Raw genomic sequence first — 22,161 nt, 5'->3', positions numbered from 1 at the left:
TCTTAACTTTTAACCTTCACCGTTCGCGGGGCCGGCGCCGTTGTTGCGCGTTTGGCGACCGCGAAAATCCATCAGACTGTCGACGATGGCCAAGGCCACCAGTAACGGATAAACCAGCTGCATAAACAGCAGCAGCGATACATACAGCCCCACCAGCCAGAACCTGGCCAGGCGCCCTGCGGCAGCCAGGCCATGCAGCAGGGCCACCCCGGCAAACGCCAGTGGCACGCTGCACATCGGCGTCAGCATGGCCAGCTCCAGACCCAGATTGGGCGCCAGGAGCATGACCGCCAACAGGCCGAAGGCCAGTGGTGGCGGCAGGCGCAGGGCACGAAACTCGAGCCCGAAGCCGCCGGGGTTGTACAAGATCGACTGCCAGTACCGCCCGAGCATCAGGCAGAGCAGGCTGACGATCTGCAGTAACGCAGCCATCAGACCGGTGAGCACCGGGGTGATCAGCGCCTCCAGGCGGGTCCGCTCTTCTACCGACATCTGCTGGTAGACCCCATCGAGCATCTGCGGCATGAGCTTGTACAGCTCACCCGCCATTGCCGCGATGGGTTCGCGGAACACCGCCCCCAGAATCACGCCATACACCAGACCGAGGGCGATGCTTGCCAGCACCACTCGAGCCCAGGCGTGACCGGCGCGTAACAACAGCGCCAGCCCCAGCGAACCGAGCAGCACCAGCAGGGTGCGCGGCTCACCGAAATGCCACCAGCCCAGGGCCGGCAGCAATGCCCAGGCGAGGATGCCAATGGCATCTCTCGGCCCCCGCCGCAGCAGCACCAGGCAGCTGGCGGCGGCACTCAACCAGAACAACAGCGGCACTGCCGCCGATCCGACCACCACCAGGGTGGCCTGCATGCGGCCGCGCATGATGAACTCAGCCAAGGCGCGCATGCGGTTTATCCCTTACAACTTTGTCGACGATCTGCTCTCAACGGCCGTGGCTGTCGGTGTAGGGCAGCAGGGCCAGGTAGCGGGCGCGCTTGATAGCGACGGCCAGCTGACGCTGGTACTTGGCCTTGGTACCGGTGATACGGCTAGGAACGATCTTGCCGGTTTCGGAAACGTAGGCTTTCAGGGTGTTGAGATCTTTGAAGTCGATCTCTTTCACGCCTTCAGCGGTGAAACGGCAGAATTTACGACGACGGAAGAAACGTGCCATGAATGTGGCTCCTCAATAGATCCGTGGATTACTCGTCAGCGTTGTCGCCGTTGTCACCGTCTTCGCCTTCGGCGGATTCGGTTTCAACGCGCTCACGGCGCTCGCGGCGCTCGCTGCGGTTTTCTTCGGCCTTGAGCATCTCGGACTGGCCGGTGACGGCTTCGTCGCGACGGATGATCAGGTTACGGATCACAGCGTCGTTGTAGCGGAAGTTGTCTTCCAGCTCGGCCAGGGCCTTGCCGCTGCACTCAACGTTCAGCATCACGTAGTGAGCCTTGTGAACGTTGTTGATGGCGTAGGCCAGTTGACGACGGCCCCAATCTTCCAGACGGTGGATTTTGCCGCCGTCTTCTTCGATCAGCTTGGTGTAACGCTCGACCATGCCGCCGACTTGCTCGCTCTGGTCCGGGTGAACCAGGAAGATGATTTCGTAATGACGCATGAATGCTCCTTACGGGTTGTAGCCTGCCAACAGAAGGTGGTCAGGCAAGGAGTGAATGACTCGTTTGAACTTGCCGAAGCGAAGGCGCATGCACGCCTGCCGTCACGGCAAGGGGCGACATTCTAGAGAAGCCCCCTGCCGCACGCAAGGCGAATTGGCGATTATTTGAACAGCTCAGACCTTGGGTTTGGCGGCCTGGCGCTGGCGTACCGCCTCGAACAGGCAGACGCCGGTGGCGACCGAGACATTCAGGCTGCTGACACTACCACCCATGGGCAGCTTCACCAGGTAGTCGCAGTGTTCGCGGGTCAGGCGGCGCATGCCCTTGCCCTCGGCACCCATGACCAGCACGGTAGGCCCGGTCATATCCAGCTGATACAGCTCCTGATCCACCTCGCCGGCGGTACCGACGATCCACAGGCCCTTCTTCTGCAGCTTTTCCAGGGTACGCGCCAGGTTGGTCACCGCCACCAGCGGGATCACCTCGGCGGCACCGCAGGCCACCTTGCGCACGGTGGCATTGAGGGTGGCCGACTTGTCCTTGGGCACGATCACCGCCTGGGCGCCGGCGGCGTCGGCGGTGCGCAGGCAGGCGCCGAGGTTGTGCGGATCGGTCACGCCGTCCAGCACCAGCAGCAGGGCCGGACCTTCACTGCGCTCGAGCAGCTCGTCGAGCATGTTCTCGCCCCACACCTGGCTGGGGCTGACCTCGGCGACCACGCCCTGGTGCACGCCTTCGGCCCACTCGTCCAGCTCCTGGCGATCCTTGTTGCCGACCGCCACGCGATGCTGGCCGGCCAGCTCCAGCAGGCTGCGCATCCGCGGGTCCTGGCGGCTCTCGGCCAGCCACAGCTGCTTGACCCGCTTGGGGTGGTGGCGCAGCAACGCCTCGACGGCATGCACGCCGTAGACTTTTTCCAGCTGGCTCATCGCTTCGCCTTACGCCGACTCGCACCCGGCTTGCCGCCCGCCGGAGCATCCGCCTTGGGCGCACCCTTGCGATGACCGCCGGCCTTGCCAGCCGGCTTGCCCGCAGGCGCCTTGCCACCGCTCTTCTTGGCGCCGTCGAGCAGCGCCTTCTTCACGTCGCGGCTCTTCTGCACGTCGGTATTGCCGAAGCCGGCGGACTTGGGCGCAGGCTTCTTGCGCCCGTCGCTACCGGCACGGCCGCGACCGGACGGCGCCTTGTCGGCCTTGCCTTCGCTCAGCTCGAACTCGATCTTGCGCTCGTCCAGATCGACGCGCATGACCTTTACTTCCACGCTATCGCCGAGGCGGAAGCTGCGGCCGCTGCGCTCACCGGACAGGCGGTGGTGGACCGGATCGAAGTGGTAGTAGTCGCCCGGCAGCGCGGTGACATGCACCAGGCCTTCGACGTAGATGTCTTTCAGCTCGACGAAGATGCCGAAGCCGGTCGCCGCGGTGATTACGCCCTCGAAGGTCTCGCCGACGCGATCCTGCATGAACTCGCACTTGAGCCAGTTGACCACGTCGCGCGTCGCCTCGTCGGCGCGGCGTTCGGTCATCGAGCACTGCTCGCCGAGTTTCTCCAGCGCCGCCTCGTCGTACGGGTAGATGCGGGCCTTGGGCATGCTCGCCGCACCGGCGCGCTGCACATGCTTGGTCTCGCGCTTGGAGCGGATCACGCTGCGAATCGCACGGTGCACCAGCAGGTCCGGGTAACGGCGGATCGGCGAGGTGAAGTGGGTGTAGGCCTCGTAGTTCAGGCCGAAGTGGCCATTGTTGTCGGCGCTGTACACCGCCTGGCTCAGGGAGCGCAGCATCACGGTTTGGATCAGGTGGAAGTCCGGGCGCCCTTGGATGCTGGCCAGCAGCTTCTGGTAGTCCTTCGGCACCGGCCCCTGCTTGCCCTTGTGCAGAGCCAGACCCAGCTCACCGAGGAAGGCCTTGAGCTTCTCCACGCGCTCGGCCGGCGGGCCGTCGTGCACGCGGTACAGCGAGGGAATTTCGTGATCGAGCATGAAGCGCGCGGTGGCCACGTTGGCCGCCAGCATGCATTCCTCGATCAGCTTGTGTGCGTCGTTGCGCTGGGTCGGGCGGATCTCGGCGATCTTGCGTCCGCTACCGAAGACGATGCGCGTTTCCTGGGTCTCGAAGTCGATGGCGCCGCGCTCGTGGCGAGCGGCCAGCAGCACCTTGTACAGGGAGTAGAGCTCCTTGAGGTGCGGCAGGACTTCCTTGTATTCGTCGCGCAGGGCCTTGCCTTCGCTGCTCTTTGGCTGCTCCAGCATGTAGCTGACCTTGTTGTAGGTCAGGCGCGCATGGGAGTGGATCACCGCCTCGTAGAACTGGTAGTCGACCAGTTCGCCGGACTTGGACATGCTCATCTCGCAGACCATGGCCAGGCGATCGACATGCGGGTTCAGCGAGCACAGGCCGTTGGACAGCTCTTCCGGCAGCATCGGCACCACGCGCTCGGGGAAATACACCGAGTTGCCGCGCTTCTGCGCCTCTTCATCCAGGGCCGCACCAACCTTGACGTAGTGCGACACGTCGGCGATGGCCACATAGAGCTTCCAGCCGCCGGAGAACAGCTTCCAGCGACCGCTGTTCTTCTCGCAGTAGACCGCGTCGTCGAAGTCACGGGCGTCCTCGCCGTCGATGGTGACGAACGGCAGGTGGCGCAGGTCGACGCGATTCTCCTTGTCCTTCTCCTCCACCTGAGGCTTGAGCTTGCGCGCCTCTTTAGTGACGGCATCCGGCCAGACATGCGGAATGTCGTAGCTGCGCAGCGCCACGTCGATCTCCATGCCCGGCGCCATGTAGTTGCCGATCACTTCGACGATGTCGCCCTGGGGCTGGAAGCGCGACGTGGGCCAGTGGGTGATCTTGATCTCGACGAACTGGCCGATCTTGGCGCCGCCGGTGCGGCCCGGGGTGACCAGCACTTCCTGCTGGATCTTCGGATTGTCGGCCTCGACGAAGCCGATGCCGGCCTCTTCGAAATAGCGACCGACGATGCTCTCGTGGGCACGGGCGATCACCTCGACGATGGCGCCTTCGCGGCGGCCACGCCGATCGAGGCCGGAAACCCGCGCCAGTGCGCGGTCGCCATCGAACACCAGGCGCATCTGCGCCGGGCTGAGGAACAGGTCGTCGCTGCCGTCGTCCGGGACCAGGAAGCCGAAGCCGTCGCGGTGACCGCTGATGCGGCCGCAGATCAGATCGAGCTTGTCCACCGGTGCATAGGTGCCGCGACGGGTATAGATGAGTTGACCGTCGCGCTCCATGGCGCGCAGACGACGACGCAGGGCTTCTTCCTGCTCTTCGGTGGTCAGACCCAGCTCGGCCAGCAGCTCTTCACGGGCGGCGGGCGAACCGCGCTCGGCTAGGTGCTGCAGAATCAGCTCGCGGCTGGGGATGGGGTTTTCGTATTTTTCCGCCTCGCGGGCGGCCTCAGGATCGAGGGATTGCCAATCGGCCATTAAGTGAAATCACCTTTACGCATATATAGATGTGTGTGCCATATGCCTATTGAAGCGCGAAACGGCATCGGGGGTCAGCACAATAATTTTTTCGCTGTCAGGGGTTTACAAGCAAAAACCTGCTCCGTATAGTTCGCGCCCACAACGTTGCTGAGACGTTGTAACACGGAAGCGATTGAGTAATCATAGTTTCCCGTGCCCAGGTGGCGGAATTGGTAGACGCACTAGGTTCAGGTCCTAGCGGTGGCAACACCGTGGAAGTTCGAGTCTTCTCCTGGGCACCACTCTTCAGAAACCGAGCCGATGGCTCGGTTTCGCTTTTAACGGAGCAGCTTCCGTGCCGCGAAAACGGTGAATGCTGCAAAAAGTCGGCGAGCAATCGTCGCAATGTGCCCAGGTGGCGGAATTGGTAGACGCACTAGGTTCAGGTCCTAGCGGTGGCAACACCGTGGAAGTTCGAGTCTTCTCCTGGGCACCACTCTTCAAAACAGAACCGAGCCAATGGCTCGGTTTTGTCTTTTCTGGCTCCTGCAAATCTCCGCAGCAGAAGCGGCCCGGACCAGGCCACCCCCAGGTTCAGCCCGTTACACCTTGAACTGCGCGAAGCTCGCCCGCAGCTGAGCCACCAGGCCGTCCACCACGCGCCCACTGGCCGCCGTCTCGCTGACCGCCTGGGCCGCGCGCTGGGCCTCGCTGTGGATCACCTCGACCCGACCACGCACCGCCGACGCGCCATCGGCCTGATGGGCGGCGGATCGGGTAGCGGTATCGATGGCGCCGTGCACTTCATCCACCGAGGCCTGCACCGACTGCTGCAAGCGTGCGCTGTCGCGCAGCGCCTTGAGACCTTCGGCCGCCTGGCCGCCGGCCTGACCGATCACCGCCACTGCCTCGCGGGCGCCCTGCTGCAGGGCGGTGATATGCGCCTGGATATCACCGGTGGACTGCTGGGTCTTGCTGGCCAGGGCGCGCACTTCGTCGGCCACCACAGCAAAGCCACGACCGCTCTCCCCCGCCCGCGCCGCCTCGATGGCCGCGTTCAGGGCCAGCAGATTGGTCTGCTCGGCAATGGACTGGATCACCGTCAGCACCACCTCGATCTGCTCGCTCTGCTTGGCCAGCTTCTCGATCACCGCCGAGCCATTGTCCACCCGCGCCACCAGCGCCTCGATCAAGGCACCGACCTTGGCCGCGATGGCCGCATTCTCATGGGCCGCCTGACGGATGGCCGCCACGCGCTGCTGGGCGTCGTGCATGGCCTGGCTCTCGGCCTGGGCCGCCGCTGCCATCTCCTCCAGAGCCTGCAGGCTGCCGGCCACCTCGTCGCGCTGGCGCCCGGCCGCTGCTTCCGCCGCCGCACTGCGCTGGGCCAGGCTGCGGATCTCCTCGCCAGTGCGCTGCGCCACCTCGCCGGCTTCGCGCACGATGGGCTGCAGCTTGGCGATGAAACGATTGACCGCATCGGCCATCTCGCCGACCTCGTCATTGCTGTCCAGCTGCACCCGGCGGGTCAGGTCGCCTTCACCGGCAGCCAGATCCTTGAGCGCCGCGATCAGCAGCTGCAGGCGACTGAGCACACGCCAGCCAAGCACCAGCGCGACCACCGCCAGAGTCAGCAGGCCGACCACCAGCAGACCGCTGGCGATGCGCCAACGCAGGCTCTCGGCGGCCTGTTGCACGGTCTCGCTGCCATTGCGGGCCATGTCGGCGGTGGCCTGCTCGGCCAGCTGCAGGCGCTGCTGCAGGGCCTGGGTACTCTCCTGGGCGGCGCCGGACAGGCTCTTGTCGACCAGCTCGCCGGCGCTGCCGACCAGGGTGGCGAAGCGCGCGTCCAGGGCAGTCAGCTCCTGCTCCACGCCATCCAGCGACATGCCCAGCTGGACCTTGCCGATGGAGGCGCCCATCGGATTGATGTCCACCTCGACCAGGTGCACCTTGGGGTCGCGGGACGCCGCGTCGACCAGCTTGGCCAGGGCGCCGTCGCCCTGCCCGGCCGCCACCAGCTCACGCACCCGCGGGCTGCTGCGGTTGAAGTTGCGGGTCAGGCGCTGACCCTGGGCGTCGTAGAACACCGCGAAGAGCACCGCGGGGTCGCGCTGGACGATGCGGGTCAGGGCGGTCAGTGCCGGGGCGTCATTGTCCCAGATGGCCTTGGGCGCCACGCCGGCGAGCATCTGGGCGATGGAGTTGCCGGACTGCTTGAGGTTCTCCTCCAGGACCTTGCGCAGCTGCGCCTGTTCGTCCTTGAGCTGGCTGGAGAGACCGCCGGAGAGGCGTTCGCGGGTATTGGTGGAGAGCGCGGCAAGGCCGGCGCGCATCTCTTCCTCGGCGCTGCCCAGCTCGCCGGCCAGGCGCTGGCTCTCGCCACCCAGGCGTTGGGTCAGGTCATTGACCAGCTCGTCCACGGTGGCGCGGGTCAGCCAGACGGCCAGCCCTACCTGGGCCAGCATGGCCAGACCGAGAGCGATGAATACGGGGCGCAGCAGGCGGCTGCGCAACAGCGAGAACAGAACGGACACAACGAAACTCCTTCCGGTCAGGCGACCTATGCCTGTGCATCGGCCGCGTTCAGCAAAGCTGTAGCCAAAGCAAGGTATAGGCCAAATGCCAGCATAAAAAAAACCCCGCTCGGCGCGGGGTTTCGATCTTGCGACTGACTCAGTACTCCGGATCGCCCTTGAGCTGGGCTTCCGCGGCCTTGGCCAGATCCGGCGGCAGGAAGTCCTGGTCCGGGTTGTAGTCCGGCTTGAGGAAGCCCGACAGGGCATCCAGGTCGGTCGGCGCCAGGGTGCCGGCGGCCTGCTTCAGGCGCAGGTTGTTGAGGATGTAGTCGTAGCGCGCGTTGTTGTAGTTGCGCACCGAAGCGTACAGCTGGCGCTGGGCATCGAGCACGTCGACGATGTTGCGGGTACCGACCTGATAGCCGATCTCGGTGGCTTCCAGGGCACTCTGGTTGGAGATGATCGACTGCTTGCGCGCCTGCACGGTTTCCACGTCGGTGTTCACCGCGCGGTGCAGGTTACGGGTGTTCTCCACCACCTGGCGACGCAGGCTCTCGCGCTCCTGCTCGGTCTGGCTCAGGCGATGATAGGCCTCACGCACCTGGGAGCTGGTCAGGCCGCCGCTGTAGATCGGGATGTTCAGCTGCAGGCCGATGCTGGTCTGCTCGGCATCGCCGTCATAGGGCGAGGCCAGGTCGTTGTTGGTGAAGCCGAGGGAGTCGTTGTCGCCCTTCTGGTACTGGGCCACGGCGTCCAGGGTCGGCGCATGGCCGGCCTTGTTCTGGCGCAGGGTCTCTTCGGCGGCATCCACCGCATAGTTGCTGGCCTGCAGGTTGAGGTTCTGCTGGGCGGCGGTATCGACCCAGGCCTTGGCGTCGTTCGGCGTCGGCTCCAGCACCGGCAGGGTGTGCAGGATGCCCTCGATGGAGGCGTACTCGCGGTTGGTCAGGGTGACCAGTGCCTGGAACGCATCATCCACCGAGCGCTCGGCGAGAATGCGGTTGGCGCGTGCGGTGTCGTAACCGGCCTGGGCTTCCAGCACGTCGGTCTTGTCCGACAGGCCCACGTCGAAGCGCTCGTTGGCCTGGTCCAGCTGACGCTTGAACGCCGCTTCCTCGGCCTTGGTCGAAGCCAGGGTGTCCTGGGCGCGCAGCACGGCGAAGTAGGTCTCGGCGCTCTGCAGGATCAGGTTCTGCTCGGTGGCGGAGAGCTGCAGGGCGTATTGCTGGTCGGTGGCCTTGGCGGCCTGGAACTGGAACCAGCGATCGGCACGGAACAGCGGCTGACTGAGGCTGGCGCGGTAGGACAGGCCGCTGCGCGAGCTGTCGACATTGCCGGAGCGGGTGTCGACGTCGGTATCGGTGTTCATCGCATCGGCGCCGGCGGACAGGTTCGGCAGCAGGCCGGCGCGGGCCTGCGGCACCACTTCGCTGATCGCCGCGTAGTTGGCGCGGGCGGCGGCCAGGTCGGCGTTGTTCTTCACCGCCTCGTTGTAGACGGTGACCAGATCGGTCTTGGTCGCCAGGGGAGCGTCTTCGGCCCAGGCCATTCCAGAGGTGGCAGCTGCTACCGCGAGCGCCAGAGAGAGTCTGCGTAGCATGATCAGTCCTAGATGCGGGGGAATCGGGCAAGGCTAAGGCTGCCGCAGGCGGCGGTCAAGGCGAGCGCAGCGCAACGGCGGGCCGGTTTGCGACAAGCTTTGTTTCTTCGTCGCAACAATGCCAACGCTATACAGCCCAGGTTGCGGATTCCCGACGAAATACCGCGGGCACAATCACCATGGGCTGTTGTCCGGCGGCGAGCTTGATTAGACTGCCGGCAGTTCTTGTCGGGGTGCCCAGAGTCGTGGGCTGAGATCGGAAAGTTCCGGATCCCGTTGAACCTGATCAGGTTAAGGCCTGCGTAGGGAACAAGATGTCCTCGCCGTTCGGCGAGTCTTCTCGCACCAGCCATGGTGCGCCTTCCGTCATCAGGTTCGCTCCGACATCCAGCAAGGAGCCGAGCCGATGAGCAGCAAACCACAAGTACACCTGAGCGAGAGCGCCCGCGTCGACCAACAGTCAGTGCAGCCCTTCCCGCGCTCGCAGAAGGTCTATGCGCAGGGCTCGCGCCCGGATATCCGCGTGCCGATGCGCGAGATCAGCCTGGATGTCACACCCACCGCCTTCGGTGGCGAGATCAACGCCCCGGTCACCGTCTACGACACCTCCGGCCCCTATACCGACCCGAGCGTGACCATCGACGTGCGCCAGGGCCTGGCCGACGTGCGCAGCGCCTGGATCGAGGACCGCGGCGACACCGAGAAACTGCCGGGCCTGTCCTCCGAGTTCGGCCAGCGCCGCCTGAACGATGCCGAGCTGACCGCCATGCGCTTCGCCCATGTGCGCAACCCGCGCCGGGCCAAGGCGGGCAAGAACGTCAGCCAGATGCATTACGCCCGCCAGGGCATCATCACCCCGGAGATGGAATACGTCGCCATCCGCGAGAACATGAAGCTGGCCGAGGCCCGCGAAGCCGGCCTGCTCAAGGAGCAGCACGCCGGGCACAGCTTCGGTGCGTCCATCCCGAAAGAGATCACCCCTGAATTCGTGCGCAGCGAGATCGCCCGCGGCCGCGCCATCATCCCAGCCAACATCAACCACGTGGAGCTGGAGCCGATGATTATCGGCCGCAACTTCCTGGTGAAGATCAACGGCAATATCGGCAACTCGGCCCTGGGCTCCTCCATCGAGGAAGAAGTGGCCAAGCTGACCTGGGGCATCCGCTGGGGCTCGGACACGGTGATGGACCTGTCCACCGGCAAGCATATCCACGAGACCCGCGAGTGGATCATCCGCAACTCGCCGGTGCCGATTGGCACCGTGCCGATCTACCAGGCCCTGGAGAAGGTCAACGGCATCGCCGAAGACCTGACCTGGGAGCTGTTCCGCGACACCCTGATCGAGCAGGCCGAACAGGGCGTGGACTACTTCACCATCCACGCCGGCGTGCTGCTGCGCTATGTGCCGCTGACCGCCAAGCGGGTCACCGGCATCGTCTCGCGTGGCGGCTCGATCATGGCCAAGTGGTGCCTGGCGCACCATAAAGAGAATTTCCTCTACACCCACTTCGAGGAAATCTGCGAAATCATGAAGGCCTACGACGTCAGCTTCTCGCTGGGCGACGGCCTGCGTCCGGGCTCCATCGCCGACGCCAACGACGCCGCGCAGTTCGGCGAGCTGGAGACCCTCGGCGAGCTGACCAAGATCGCCTGGAAGCACGACGTGCAGTGCATGATCGAAGGCCCCGGCCACGTGCCGATGCAGCTGATCAAGGAGAACATGGACAAGCAGCTGGAGTGCTGCGACGAGGCGCCCTTCTACACCCTCGGCCCGCTGACCACCGATATCGCGCCGGGCTACGACCACATTACGTCGGGTATTGGCGCGGCGATGATCGGCTGGTTCGGCTGCGCCATGCTCTGCTACGTCACGCCCAAGGAGCATCTGGGCCTGCCGAACAAGGATGACGTGAAGACCGGCATCATCACCTACAAGATCGCCGCGCACGCAGCGGACCTCGCCAAGGGCCACCCGGGCGCACAGATCCGCGACAACGCCCTGTCCAAGGCGCGCTTCGAGTTCCGCTGGGAAGACCAGTTCAACCTCGGCCTGGACCCGGACACCGCGCGCGCCTTCCACGACGAGACGCTGCCCAAGGAGTCGGCCAAGGTCGCGCACTTCTGCTCCATGTGCGGGCCGAAGTTCTGCTCGATGAAAATCACCCAGGAAGTGCGCGACTACGCCAAGGAAAACGGCCTGACCGACGAGCAGAAGGCCATCGAGGCCGGCTTCGCCGAGCAGGCCGAACGCTTCAAGGACGAAGGCGCGGTGATCTACAAGCAGGTCTGAGTCCTGCCCTCGCCAGGCCCCGCGCAGTTCGCGGGGCCTGTTCATTCCCCTGCAGAGAACAATAACGAAGTGAACACGCCCAACTATTCCCCCAACCTCGCCGTGCCGCTGACCGAGCGCGCCTTCGGTGCCCGCGACCTGCTCGTGCTGTGGTTCTCCCTCGGCATGGGCCTGATGGTGCTGCAGGCCGGCGCCCTGCTCGCCCCCGGCCTGGGTCTGGCCGGATCGCTGCTGGCGCTGGTGCTTGGCGTCGGCCTCGGCGCCCTGCTGCTCGGCGCGGTCGGGGTGATCGGCAGCGACACCGGCATGGCCTCGATGGCCGCCCTGCGCCTGAGCCTCGGCCGTCACGGCGCGACCCTGCCGGCGCTGCTCAACCTGCTGCAGCTGATCGGCTGGGGCGCGTTCGAGATCATCGTCATGCGCGATGCCGCCAGCCTGCTGGCCGGCAAGTTCCTCGGCGCGGACAGCGCCTGGACCAACGCCACCCTGTGGACCCTGTTCTTCGGCGCCCTGGCCACCCTGCTAGCGGTCGCCGGGCCGCTGGCCTTCGTCCGCCGCGTGCTGCGCCAGTGGGGCATCTGGCTGCTGCTCGGCGCCTGCGCCTGGCTGACCTGGAACCTGTTCGCCAAGGCCGACCTGGCCGCGCTGTGGGCACGCCCGGGCGACGGCTCGATGAGTTTCGCCCTGGGCTTCGACCTGGCCATCGCCATGCCGCTGTCCTGGCTGCCGCTGATCGCCGACTACTCGCGCTTTGGCAAGCGCGCCGGTGGCGTGTTCGCCGGTGCGGCGCTGGGCTTCTTCATCGGCTGCCTGTGGCTGATGAGCCTGGGCGTGGCCTACACCCTGGCGTTCGCCGCACCGGAAGAGGCCAACAGCCTGCTGCTGGCCCTGGCCGGCGCCGGCATGGGTATCCCGCTGCTGCTGATCCTGCTCGACGAGTCGGAGAAGGCCTTCGCCGACATCCACTCGGCCGCCGTGTCCAGCGGCACCCTGCTGCCGTTCAGGGTCGAGCACCTGGCCCTGGCCATCGGCGTGCTGTGCACCCTGATCGCCTGGTTCGCCCCGCTGGCGCAGTACGAGCACTTCCTGCTGCTGATCGGCTCGGTGTTCGCGCCGCTGTTCGGCGTGGTGCTGATGGACCACTTCGTCCTGCGTCGCCGCCAACTACCGAGCAGCGTGCCGCTGCTGCGCTGGGACAGCCTGCTGGCCTGGGTCTGTGGCGTGGCCACCTTCCATGTACTGGTGAACTTCGACCCCGCCGTCGGCGCCACCCTGCCGGCGCTGGGCCTGGCCGCCGCCCTGCAGCTGCTAATGGGCAAGCTGGCCGGGCGTGGCTGATCAGCCGCGACCGGGGAAGTAGAAGGGTTTGACAATGCCGTTGAGGCGCGAATAGGGAATGCGCAGTTCGGGATGGCCGCTGGCGTATGGCGCGATGCGGCCGATCTCGTACTTGAGCATCACTGAGCCGCGCAGCAGGGCGACGTTGGCGGTGCGGGCGAAGGGCCACTCGGCCTGGTACTCCAGGTCATCGCCCAGGCCGTTGGCCTTGAGCCAGGCCTGGTGGGCCAGTTCGGCCTGCTGCCAGAAGGCGGTCTCGCCGTCCGGCAGCAGCAGGTCGTCCAGGCTCAGCAGGCGCCCTTTCTCGCGGTCGTAGTTGAGGTAGGCACGCCCGGGGATGCCGTGGGCGCCGCCGGTGAAGCGGTAGCTGGACAGTTCGATCACCACCAGACGGTCATGCTGTTCCAGCACCTTGGCCTGCAGGTAGCTCATCCAGCCCGGCTTGGCCGTGGCCAGGAACTCGCGCTCGTAGGTTTGCAGCGAGGCTGGCGGCGGATCGCCCGGCAGCTCGATGGTCAGCTTGAGCAGCTCCTGCTCGATGCGCGCATTCAGCTCGGGCAGCTCGTCGAAGCGCTGCACGTCGATATTGATCAGCGGGCATTCCTTGCCTGCACAGCCCGGCGCGCGATGCTCCCAGGCGTCACGTGTGACGGGCAGCGCCGACGACTTGGGCTTGGCAGCGAGCAGTATTGCCTGGCACCCGCTCAGCAACAGCGAGAGAGACAGCAGGCCGGCAATGGCGATGGGACGCATGGGTTTTCCTCGGGACGGCGACGGGCGTTTCGACTGTGCACCACGCCGGGCGTTCCCGGCGCGCGCGGCCATTGTCGCCGGCCGCGCGCCGTCATCCAAGTGCTAGGAATCACAGGCTGAAGTCGCGGCGCACCTGCAGGTAGAGACGATCCCGGTTGTCGAACTGGCCGTACTGGGTGGTCTGCCCGCCGCTGAAGGCGATGTAGCCCGTCTCCAGGTACCACTGGTTCCACGGCCGGTAGCCGAGGTTGGCCTTGACCATGTGGCTGCTCTGCACCTCGCGGTTGTACAGCCAGAGGATGCCGGCGTTGAGGCGCTGCTTGGACCAGTCCTTGAGCACCGCCGCCGAAGCCTCCCAGCCGGTCTCGCGCTGCAGGCTGTCCGGCGCGCCATGGCGATGGCTGACCGTGGCCTGCAGGTTGACCGTCCATTCGTTGCGCGTCAGGTCGAGGCCGAGCAGCGCCGCCGACTTGGGCACGTTCTCCGCACCTTCCGGGGTCTGCAGCGGTTCGTTGAACAGGTGCACCAGGTCGCCACGCACCACCCAGTCGCCGGTCGGGCGGGCAAACGAGGCGCCGACCAGGCTGCGCCGGCGCTGCTGCTCGACAAGCTGGCTGTCCTCCACCACATACAGCGGATCGGGGCTGAGGCCGTCGAACAAGTACAAGTCCAGGTCGGTGCCGTCGACCAGCATCTTGCCGCGCCAGCCGATATCCGGGCGTTCGTGCTCGTCGTCCTCGGGCAGCCCCTCCGGCCGTCCGGCGATGGCGAAGTCGGCGCCGGCCGGGGCGTAGCGGGTGTCCTGGGCCTTGGGTGCGACGACGAATTGCTGCTCCAGGCTGTCGCCATAGATCTCCACCACCGCCATCGGCCGGGTCTGCCGGCCGAGTGAGTAGTCGTCGATGTACGGCAGCAGGAACTCGCGCAGGTCCAGCGGGTTGAGCACGTCGACCAGGCGGAAATAGTCTCCGCGGCCCCAGGCGATCTGCTGCTGGCCGAGGCGCCACTGCCAGTTGTCGCCGGCCCAGGTCAGGTACAGCTCGCGCAGGTCCTGGTCGGACTCCATGCGGTCCTCCAGCTTGCCGCCGGCATCGTCGTACTGGCTGCGGTAGCGGCCGAGCAGCACGCTGTCGAGAGTCCAGTTGCCCTCGCTGATGCGGCTCTCCAGCAGTGCTTCGACGCGATGGCCGGAGCTGCTGGCACCGGTGGTGTCATGGTGATAACCATCCTCCACATGGCCGCGACTGCTGAGAGTCGCCGCGGCCAGCGGCAGGCTGGTCAGGCCCAGAAGGCCGATGAGCACTGCACGCATCAGCGAATCCCGTTGCGCAGGGCGCGCTCGCTGAAGTTCTGGTCGCCCAGGTCCAGGTTGTAGTCGGCGGCGGTGCGCAGCAGGCGGGTCTGGCCGCCCTCGACCAGGTTGCTCATCAGCGACTCGTTGACCGTCCAGAAGCCTTCCACCTCGGCTACATCCACCACCTCGAAGGTCTTGATCTGACGACCACCGCGAAAGAACTCGTCGCGCAGGATCAGCTTGCGCTCGCGGTCGACGTAGACCAGGCGCTGGCTGTAGCCGGTGCGCGGGTTCTCCAGGCCATCGGCGGTGCGCGCCTCGATCACGTAGACAGGACGGCCCTTGTACTCCTCCTCGCGCAGCAGCTTGTACTGGTAGTCGTCGACGCGCATGCGCTCGATATCGGCGAAGGAGAAGTCGGTGCCGAGGAACGGGCCCTCCTTGGAGTTGGTGGCGATGCGCCGGGTCTTGCGCAGGGCCGGCAGATACAGCCACTGGTCGTCCTCGCGGGCGGCGGCCTCGGCGTAGCTGTGCATCAGGATGCCGGTGCCGGCGGTATCGCTGGGCGCAGTGAAGTACAGGGTGGCCTTGCGCTCTTCGCCGTACTCCTTCTCCAGCATCAGCAGCTTGCGCTCGCGGACGAAGCCATCGGCCATGGTCTGCACCAGGGTCACTTCCGAGCGGCGGTCCTGGCCCTCGTCACGGTCGCGCACGGTGCGCATGATGGCGGCGGGGTCGAGGGCCTCGGCCAGGGCCGGCAGGCTCAGCAGCAGGCCGAGGGCAATCAGGGAAATACGCATGGGAAAACTCCTTAACGACAGTCGACTGTCAGGTAGCTGTTCGGGGTGGATGACCACTGGGCCTTGGCCTGCAGCTGGTAACCCGGCAGGGAGGGAGTGGCGGCGCGCTCGCGGCCCAGGGCGACCAGCTTGAGGCGCTGGAAGTCGGGCCGCGCCAGGTCCTGCAGATCGCGACTGCGCAGGCTCTCGGCGATCAGGTAGAGCTGGGCCACCTCGTCGTCGCTGGCCGGTAGGCTGGCGTCGCCGTTGAGCACCCGCTTGAGATAGATCAGGATGTCGGCGGCCGAATAGGCCTGTTCGCTGCGCTGGCGCAACGTGCCCACTTGCTGCTGCAGGGCCTGCAGGGTGGCGGTGCGCGGCGGCATCTTGGCCTCGGCCTGCAGCGTCCACTCGGCGAGCTGGAAGCCCTGCAGCGCGCCCTGGGCGCCGCCGGCCACCCGGCAGTTGGTCGAGAAGTCGGCGGCCAGGCGCTTGGCATAGCTCAGCAGCAGTTCGGCCTTCTCGGCCTCGGCATAGGGATGGGCCAGGCGCAGCCAGAAGTGCGTGCCGTCGTGCTGCGCCGTGACCAGGCGCGGGCCGAGCAGCGGGTGCTGCTCGACCAGGCCTGCCAGGGTCTTGAGGCCCGCGGGCGTCAGCTCGCGGGTCTCGATCAGCCGACGGAAGCGCACGTCATCACCCTGGGCGGCGATGGCGTTGGTGCTGGCCAGGCTGTCCAGGGACTGGATCGGCGTCCGTCCCTGGCCATCCTTCACTTGCCACAGGTTCTGCGTGGCGCCGACCAGGCGCTGCAGGTGCTCGGCCTGGTACAGCTCGCCGCCTGGGTAGAGCGTCAGCGCCAGCCAGTCCTGGGCGCCGGCCGGCAGGGCCACGCACAGCAGCCAGAGCAGATGCTTACGCATTGGCCGGCTCCGACTGCAGCTGCGCCGAGGCCTGCGGCTCCTGGCGGGTACGCACGAACACTGGCAGCACCAGCAGGGCGAACAGCGCGGCGAACAGCATGGTCAGCGAGATGAAGAAGCCCAGGTTGACCAGCGACTGGTAGCCCGACAGGCACAGCACCAGGAAGCCCAGACCCAGCGCCAGGGTGTTGATCAGGATCGGCTTGCCGGTATGCCGCAGGGCGTACTGGGTGGCCTCCTGCGGCGTACCGTGGCTGTGGCGCATGGCGGCGATCACGTGGATCGCGTAGTCGATGCCGATGCCGAAGGAGATCGCCGCGATGATCGAGGTGCCGATGTCCAGATCGGTGCCGCTCAGCGCCATCAGCCCGCTGATGCCCACCAGGGTGAACAGCAGCGGCAGCAGGGCGACGAAGCCCAGGCGAATCGAGTGGAACATGGCCATGACCATCAGCACGATCAGCGCCGGCGAGGACAGGATGCTGTTGATCTGCCCCCACACCACCGCGTCGGTGGTGGCCACCAGCACTTCGCCGTAGCCGGACACGCGCACGGTCATGCCGGCAGGCAGCACCTCGCGGGCGTAGTCCAGGGCGTCGCGCATCAGCGCGCCGACTTCCGAGGAGCGGTCGGTGTGCAGGATGGCCAGCACCCGGCCGTTCTGGAAGCGGCGGTCAACCACGTCGAACAGGTCGCGGCCGTTGGCGTTCTCGTACAGCAGGTAGTACTGCGCCAGCAGGCTGCCGCTGATGTCGCTCGGCAGGCGGTAGTGCTCGGCGGCGAACTCATCCTGGGTCACCTGGTGCAGGCGCTTGACGAAGTCGGCCGGCGAATAGGTGAAGCCAACCAGCTGCTGCTGGCGCAGGTGCTCCTGCAGCTTGGCCACGGCCTCGATCACGGCCGGGTCCTTGAAGGCGTCGACCTTGCTGCTCTCGATCATGATGCTGATCGGCGTGGTGCCGCCGAACTTGGCGTTGATCGCCGCGTCGTCCTGGCGGATGCGGCTGTCTTCCTCGAAGTAGCCGATCACCTGGTTGTCCACGGTGAGGTTCTCCACCACGTACCAGCTGCACAGCACGATGGCCACCAGCATGCCCAAGGCCAGCTTCTTGCCGTAGCGGGCGAAGTGGCCGAGGGCGGCGATCATGCGGTCCAGACGGTCGCTGACCAGCAGGCCGTGGCGCGGCGGTTCGGCCTTCCACAGGATGACGATGGCCGGCAGGAAGACGATGGTGATCAGCCAGGCGAAGAAGATGCCGAAGCCGGTGAAAATGCCGAACTCGCGGATGAAGGTGACATCGGTCCAGATCAGCGAGAAGAAGCCGACCAGGGTGGTCATGCAGGTCACGAACATCGGCCAGAACAGCTGCTGCATCACCTTGAAGGCGGTGTCGATGCGCGCCTGGCGATCAGGATTTGCCGGCAGGTTGCGGTAGTAGTCGGCGAGGAAGTGGATGGCGTCGCACACCGCGATGGAGATGATGAACACCGGCATGATCGAGGTGATGATGTTCTGCTTCACCCCGCAGGCGGCCATCAGGCCCAGGGTCCAGATCAGGCTGAAGATGGCGATCAGCAGCGGCGCGACCACGCCCTGCAGGCGGCCGAAGCTGATGAACAGGATCGCCAGGATCACCAGCAGCACCGCCGGCAGCAGGGTCTGGTTGTCCTTCTCCATGTTCGACGCGGTCTGCGCGGCGATCATCGGCGGGCCACTGAGGTAGATGCGGTCGTCGCCCTGCACCTGGTCGGTGATGTCGACGATGGCCTGGTACACCTGCAGCATGGCCGGCGAATCATCCTGGGCGATGTTGAACTCGACCTGGATGGTGGTGGCGCTGCCGTCACGCGAGACCAGGCTGTCGAGGAACAGCGGGTTGCCCATGGCCTCGGCGCGCAGCGCGTCGAGCGCGGCCTTGTCCTGCGGCACGCGCGGCATCAGCGCATGCACGTCGAGCGCCTCGTCGACGGTCAGCAGGTTCTCCACGGTCACCAGGCTGCGCACCTTGCGGATCGGCACCAGGCGGGTGTGCAGGCTGTCCAGCCAGGCTTCTTGGGTATGGCTGAGCTCGCCGGCCTCGGCCAGGCGCTGCTTGAGCGCAAGCAGGCGCGGCTGGTCGGCCGGGGTCAGGCCACCTTCGAGGATGGCGTCGACATCCGCCTCCAGGCGGGCATCGCCGCGCAGGGCGCGCAGCTTGTCGCTGTCGCCCGGCTGCACCATCTCGATGGCCTGGAAGGCGCGAGTCAGCTCGGCCACCAGGGCCAGGCTCTTGGTGTTGAAGATATTGCCCTGGGGATTCTCCAGGGCGACGAAGGCCTGCTCGCCGGTGTTGGAGAACAGGCGCTTGTTGTCGGCATCGGCCACCCGGCTGGGATGGCTCTTGTCGATCATGTAGGGGGTGCTGTTGATCTCCAGCCGACCCACCGCGACCACCGCCGCGGCGCTGATCAGCAGCAGGATGGCCAGCATCAGCCAGGGCCGATGCAGCATCCAGGAGAGCAACTCGACGGCGCGAGTCTTCATGCCGCGGCTCCTTCGCCGGTGTAGGCGTCCAGGCGCAGGTCGTCCTTGGCCTTGCTGCGGTTCTGCGCCTCGGCCACCAGGTTGGCCCAGATCACGGTCTTGTGGATCTCGCTGGTGCCGCCGGCGAAGAACAGGCCGATGGAGTCACGCAGCAGGCGCTCGAAGTGGAAGTCGCGGCGGTAGCCGTAGTTGCCGTGGATGCGCATGGCGTTGAGGCAGGCCTCGTGCATCGCCTCGCTGGCCAGCATCTTGATGATCGAGGCCAGAGTCGAGCAGTCGCGGCCGTGCTCCAGCTCGGTCAGGCCGCGGCCGACCACGCTGCGCAGCAGCTCCAGCTGGGTGTAGGCCTGGACGATGTGGCCCTGCACGTACTGGTTGTCGCTGATCGGCCGGCCGAACGCCTCGCGCTTGAGGCTGTACTGCATGCACTCGTCGATCACCGGCTGCATGCAGCCGACGATGGAGACGCCGGTGAAGATGCGCTCGACCAGGAAGCCGAAGTACAGCACGCGCAGGCCCTGGCCCTCGGTGCCGACCAGGCTGTCGGCGTCCAGCGCCACCTCGTCGAAGCTCAGGCTGCCGATCGGCGTGCCGCGGTTGCCCATCAGCTCGAACGGCGCGGACTGCACCAGGCCGGGCTTGGCGGTCTCGGTGATGAAGCAGGAGATGGCATTGGCGCCGGCCTCGTCCAGACGGGCGAAGGTCATGCAGATATCCGCCACCGGGGCGTTGGTGATGTTCCACTTCATGCCGTTGAGGCGGTAGCCGCTGCCGTCGCGACGCGCGGCCAGCTTCAGCGAGCGCACATCGGAGCCGCAGCCCTGCTCGGTGATGGCGAAGCAGCCGATCTTCTCGCCGCTGATCAGCGGCGGCAGCCAGCGCTGCAGCTGCTCCTCGCTGCCGTAGCTGATCAGCGCGGCCTGCACCAGGGCCACCTGGGCGACGAAGGAGACCAGCACGCCCATGTCCTGGCAGCCTTCGGAGAAGCCTTCCAGCGCGGCGGAGAATTCCCAGATGCCGAGGCCCTGGCCACCGTACTGCTTGGGCATGTGCACGCCGAACAGGCCGCTGCTGCCCAGGGCGCGCCACAGCTCGCGATCGAAGCCCAGCTCCTGGTCACGCTGGGCCGAGGTGGGGCGTACCAGCTGGCGGCCGACGGCCAGGTAGTGGGCGCGGATGTCTTGCTGCTGTTGGTTCCAGATACCGTTCATGTTCATGCTCCTATGTGCAGGTTGTTCTGCTGCTTGGCTTCGCGCAGCTGGGAAAGGAATTCGTCGCCTTCGAGTTCGATCAGGCCTTCGATCTGGGCCACCCGCTCGCGGTCGATGGCATCCAGGCGCAGCCAGAACGGATGCACCTCGCGGCCCTGGTAGCGGTTGGCATAGAGGTGCTCGGCCGGGATGCTGGCGGCGCGCGCCGGCATGACCTGCGGGCGGAAGCCGAAGAAGCCGAGGTTGCGCAGGGTGACCTGGCGCTCGCCGTCGCCGACCATCGCCGCCACGCCGCTGTCGGTCTTGCACAGCAGCCGGCCGTAGGCGCTGAGCAGCAGCATGCCGGCCTTGGCCTCCAGCACCGGGTCGCCGATCTGCGCCTTGGTCACCCGACCGATCTCGCGCACCTGCTCCACCGGCAGGTCCTGCAGCTCGGCGATCTGCGCGTAGAGGTCGCGACCGAAGGCGGTCTCCACGCCGAAGGCCGGGCGCTGCTCGTCGTCGAAGCGCTTGCCGCGGGCGATCGGTGCCTTAAGGGTGGAATAGGCCAGCAGCTGCTGGTCGCTGTCGCGCACCAGGACGATATGCACGTCCTCCTGGGCCAGGTTTTCCAGCGGCTCGGCGTGCAGCTGGCGCAGCGCCGCCACCTGCGGGTTGATGAAGCCGACCTTGGCGTAGTGGACGAAGGCGAAGCGCAGCAGCTGGCGGGTCAGGTTGTTGTCCAGCTGGTAGTTGGGAATCGCGTAGGTGGCGATGCCGGCGCGGCGATCGATGCAGAACTGCTGGTAGCTGCGCAGGCCGTTCAGCTGGGGCGCCTGGTAGTGCTTGACCGAGCGCTCGAGGAAGAACGCGTCGGGGCGCTCCGCCGGCAGCTGGCGCCACTGCGCCAGCGCCTGGCGACCCTGCTCCAGCTGCTGTTGGTGCTCACGTTCGGCCTGGGCATCGCGACGGCGGATCAGCTCCCAGACGTCGACATAGATGGCGTCGCGCACCGGGCGGCCGTTGAGCAGATCGATGATCAGCGCGGTGGCCAGGGTGCCGAACAGGTGGGCGGCGATGCCCAGCTGCGAGGTGTAGTCCTTGCCGGCCAGATGGCGGTCCAGTTCGGCGTACATCTCCAGCGGCACGCACTCCACCGGGATCAGGTAGGAGCAGGCCTGCATCGGGTCGAGGGTGGCCACCTGCTCGGCGCTGAGCTGGTCGTCCAGCACCGCCAGGTCCGGGTTGCGGTAGTCGAACACCGGGATGTACTGGGCGGCGGCCATGTCGTAGCCGCACACCACCGGCTTGTACTGGCGCTGGCAGACACGGTGCAGCAGGTACTTCATTTCCAGCCCGGAGCGCCCGGTGACGTCGATGGCATCCACCACCACGTCGGCCTGGGCGACCATGGCCTCGACGTTGTCCGGGGTCACGCCGTGGCCGTGCAGCTCCAGCTTGATATAGGGGTTGATCTGCCGCACGCGCTCGGCGAACACCTCGACCTTGGTCCGGCCGATGTCGCTGGCCACCATGTTCTGGCGGTTGGCGTTGTTCAGCTCGTAGCTGCCGTTGTCGGCCAGGATCAGGTGCTCGGCGCCGCTGCGCACCAGCAGCTCGATCACGCTGCCGCCGGTGGAGCCGCAGCCGGCCACGAGGATAACCGCCTCGCGCAGACCACACTGGTCGTCGGTACTGATGAACCCGGCGTTGCGCAGGGTGAGTTCGCGATAGAACTGGTCGTGATCCAGGGGGGGCTGTGGGTGGCTCATCGTGGCGTCCTGCTGAGTTGGGAGAGGCGGGCATCCTATTCAGCGCTTTAATGGCACAACAAGGACCAAAACCCCCTCGCTGTCATTAACGACAAACACGATTAACTATTTGTTTTTATTGATATTTTTATATGTGATCAC

15 protein-coding genes, 2 tRNA genes, 2 pseudogenes and 1 riboswitch are annotated in these 22,161 nt (G+C 66.2%); of the genes and pseudogenes, 4 read left to right on the top strand and 15 right to left on the bottom strand.

The window, feature by feature from the left end:
- Nucleotides 1-9 precede the first annotated feature (9 nt).
- The 5 genes from OH686_RS15545 to rnr all read right to left on the bottom strand — a co-directional run bounded on the left by OH686_RS15545 (nucleotide 10) and on the right by rnr (nucleotide 5,059).
- A complete protein-coding gene (locus OH686_RS15545; protein ID WP_137970824.1) occupies nucleotides 10-903 on the bottom strand; it encodes a YybS family protein in 894 nt (297 codons plus the stop codon).
- Between the two features lie 37 nt (nucleotides 904-940).
- Nucleotides 941-1,171, bottom strand: coding sequence for a 30S ribosomal protein S18 (gene rpsR, locus OH686_RS15540; RefSeq protein ID WP_043310391.1), 231 nt, complete (start codon nucleotides 1,169-1,171; stop codon nucleotides 941-943).
- 28 nt (nucleotides 1,172-1,199) lie between these two features.
- Nucleotides 1,200-1,613, bottom strand: a complete 414-nt coding sequence (gene rpsF, locus OH686_RS15535) for a 30S ribosomal protein S6 (RefSeq protein WP_279869213.1) — start codon at nucleotides 1,611-1,613, stop codon at nucleotides 1,200-1,202.
- A gap of 174 nt (nucleotides 1,614-1,787) precedes the next feature.
- A complete protein-coding gene (gene rlmB / locus OH686_RS15530) occupies nucleotides 1,788-2,543 on the bottom strand; it encodes a 23S rRNA (guanosine(2251)-2'-O)-methyltransferase RlmB (RefSeq protein ID WP_137970822.1) in 756 nt (251 codons plus the stop codon).
- The gene (gene rnr / locus OH686_RS15525) at nucleotides 2,540-5,059 is read right to left on the bottom strand and encodes a ribonuclease R (protein ID WP_289533737.1); all 2,520 of its coding nucleotides are present in this window, start codon (nucleotides 5,057-5,059) and stop codon (nucleotides 2,540-2,542) included. The genes rlmB and rnr overlap by 4 nt, the downstream gene beginning before the upstream one ends.
- A gap of 197 nt (nucleotides 5,060-5,256) precedes the next feature.
- Between rnr and OH686_RS15520 the strand changes: the two genes are divergently transcribed.
- Nucleotides 5,257-5,343: transfer RNA gene (locus OH686_RS15520), tRNA-Leu, on the top strand.
- 107 nt (nucleotides 5,344-5,450) lie between these two features.
- Nucleotides 5,451-5,537 (top strand) — tRNA-Leu (locus OH686_RS15515).
- A gap of 106 nt (nucleotides 5,538-5,643) precedes the next feature.
- Here the strand turns inward: OH686_RS15515 and OH686_RS23400 are convergent.
- From OH686_RS23400 to OH686_RS15505, 3 genes and pseudogenes are all read right to left on the bottom strand, one after another.
- Nucleotides 5,644-6,153 (bottom strand): annotated as a pseudogene (locus tag OH686_RS23400) (methyl-accepting chemotaxis protein); the annotation flags it as partial.
- Between the two features lie 348 nt (nucleotides 6,154-6,501).
- Nucleotides 6,502-6,762 (bottom strand): annotated as a pseudogene (locus OH686_RS23395) (HAMP domain-containing protein); the annotation flags it as partial.
- A 955-nt stretch (nucleotides 6,763-7,717) separates the two neighbouring features.
- On the bottom strand, nucleotides 7,718-9,160 hold the full coding sequence (locus tag OH686_RS15505; protein ID WP_289533734.1) for a TolC family outer membrane protein: 1,443 nt from the start codon (nucleotides 9,158-9,160) through the stop codon (nucleotides 7,718-7,720).
- A 219-nt stretch (nucleotides 9,161-9,379) separates the two neighbouring features.
- Nucleotides 9,380-9,486, top strand: a riboswitch (TPP riboswitch).
- An 80-nt stretch (nucleotides 9,487-9,566) separates the two neighbouring features.
- Between OH686_RS15505 and thiC the strand changes: the two genes are divergently transcribed.
- Nucleotides 9,567-11,450 carry a phosphomethylpyrimidine synthase ThiC gene (gene thiC, locus OH686_RS15500; protein ID WP_289533733.1) on the top strand — a complete coding sequence of 628 codons (1,884 nt, stop codon included), beginning with the start codon at nucleotides 9,567-9,569 and terminating at the stop codon, nucleotides 11,448-11,450.
- 69 nt (nucleotides 11,451-11,519) lie between these two features.
- On the top strand, nucleotides 11,520-12,788 hold the full coding sequence (gene cytX, locus OH686_RS15495; protein ID WP_289533731.1) for a putative hydroxymethylpyrimidine transporter CytX: 1,269 nt from the start codon (nucleotides 11,520-11,522) through the stop codon (nucleotides 12,786-12,788).
- Here cytX and OH686_RS15490 read toward each other — a convergent pair whose 3' ends face one another.
- The 7 genes from OH686_RS15490 to OH686_RS15460 form a co-directional block, all read right to left on the bottom strand.
- Nucleotides 12,789-13,541 (bottom strand): RsiV family protein, encoded by a 753-nt coding sequence (locus OH686_RS15490; RefSeq protein WP_289533729.1) that lies wholly within the window; start codon nucleotides 13,539-13,541, stop codon nucleotides 12,789-12,791. It lies immediately after the preceding gene.
- A 109-nt stretch (nucleotides 13,542-13,650) separates the two neighbouring features.
- Nucleotides 13,651-14,853 (bottom strand): DUF1302 family protein, encoded by a 1,203-nt coding sequence (locus OH686_RS15485; protein WP_289533728.1) that lies wholly within the window; start codon nucleotides 14,851-14,853, stop codon nucleotides 13,651-13,653.
- Nucleotides 14,853-15,635 carry an outer membrane lipoprotein-sorting protein gene (locus OH686_RS15480; protein WP_192399655.1) on the bottom strand — a complete coding sequence of 261 codons (783 nt, stop codon included), beginning with the start codon at nucleotides 15,633-15,635 and terminating at the stop codon, nucleotides 14,853-14,855. The genes OH686_RS15485 and OH686_RS15480 overlap by 1 nt, the downstream gene beginning before the upstream one ends.
- A gap of 11 nt (nucleotides 15,636-15,646) precedes the next feature.
- Nucleotides 15,647-16,534 (bottom strand): hypothetical protein, encoded by an 888-nt coding sequence (locus tag OH686_RS15475; protein ID WP_289533727.1) that lies wholly within the window; start codon nucleotides 16,532-16,534, stop codon nucleotides 15,647-15,649.
- Nucleotides 16,527-19,058 carry an efflux RND transporter permease subunit gene (locus OH686_RS15470; protein ID WP_289533726.1) on the bottom strand — a complete coding sequence of 844 codons (2,532 nt, stop codon included), beginning with the start codon at nucleotides 19,056-19,058 and terminating at the stop codon, nucleotides 16,527-16,529. Before OH686_RS15470 ends, OH686_RS15475 begins: the two co-directional genes overlap by 8 nt.
- The gene (locus OH686_RS15465) at nucleotides 19,055-20,269 is read right to left on the bottom strand and encodes an acyl-CoA dehydrogenase family protein (RefSeq protein WP_171016240.1); all 1,215 of its coding nucleotides are present in this window, start codon (nucleotides 20,267-20,269) and stop codon (nucleotides 19,055-19,057) included. Before OH686_RS15465 ends, OH686_RS15470 begins: the two co-directional genes overlap by 4 nt.
- A 2-nt stretch (nucleotides 20,270-20,271) precedes the next feature.
- A complete protein-coding gene (locus OH686_RS15460; protein ID WP_289533724.1) occupies nucleotides 20,272-22,020 on the bottom strand; it encodes a HesA/MoeB/ThiF family protein in 1,749 nt (582 codons plus the stop codon).
- Between the last annotated feature and the right edge of the window lie 141 nt (nucleotides 22,021-22,161).

It is taken from the genome of Pseudomonas sp. SO81 (assembly GCF_030374125.1).
Taxonomy (GTDB): domain Bacteria; phylum Pseudomonadota; class Gammaproteobacteria; order Pseudomonadales; family Pseudomonadaceae; genus Aquipseudomonas.
The sequence above is the reverse complement of the archived record's forward strand: the minus strand, read 5'-3'. Positions and strand labels throughout refer to the sequence as shown.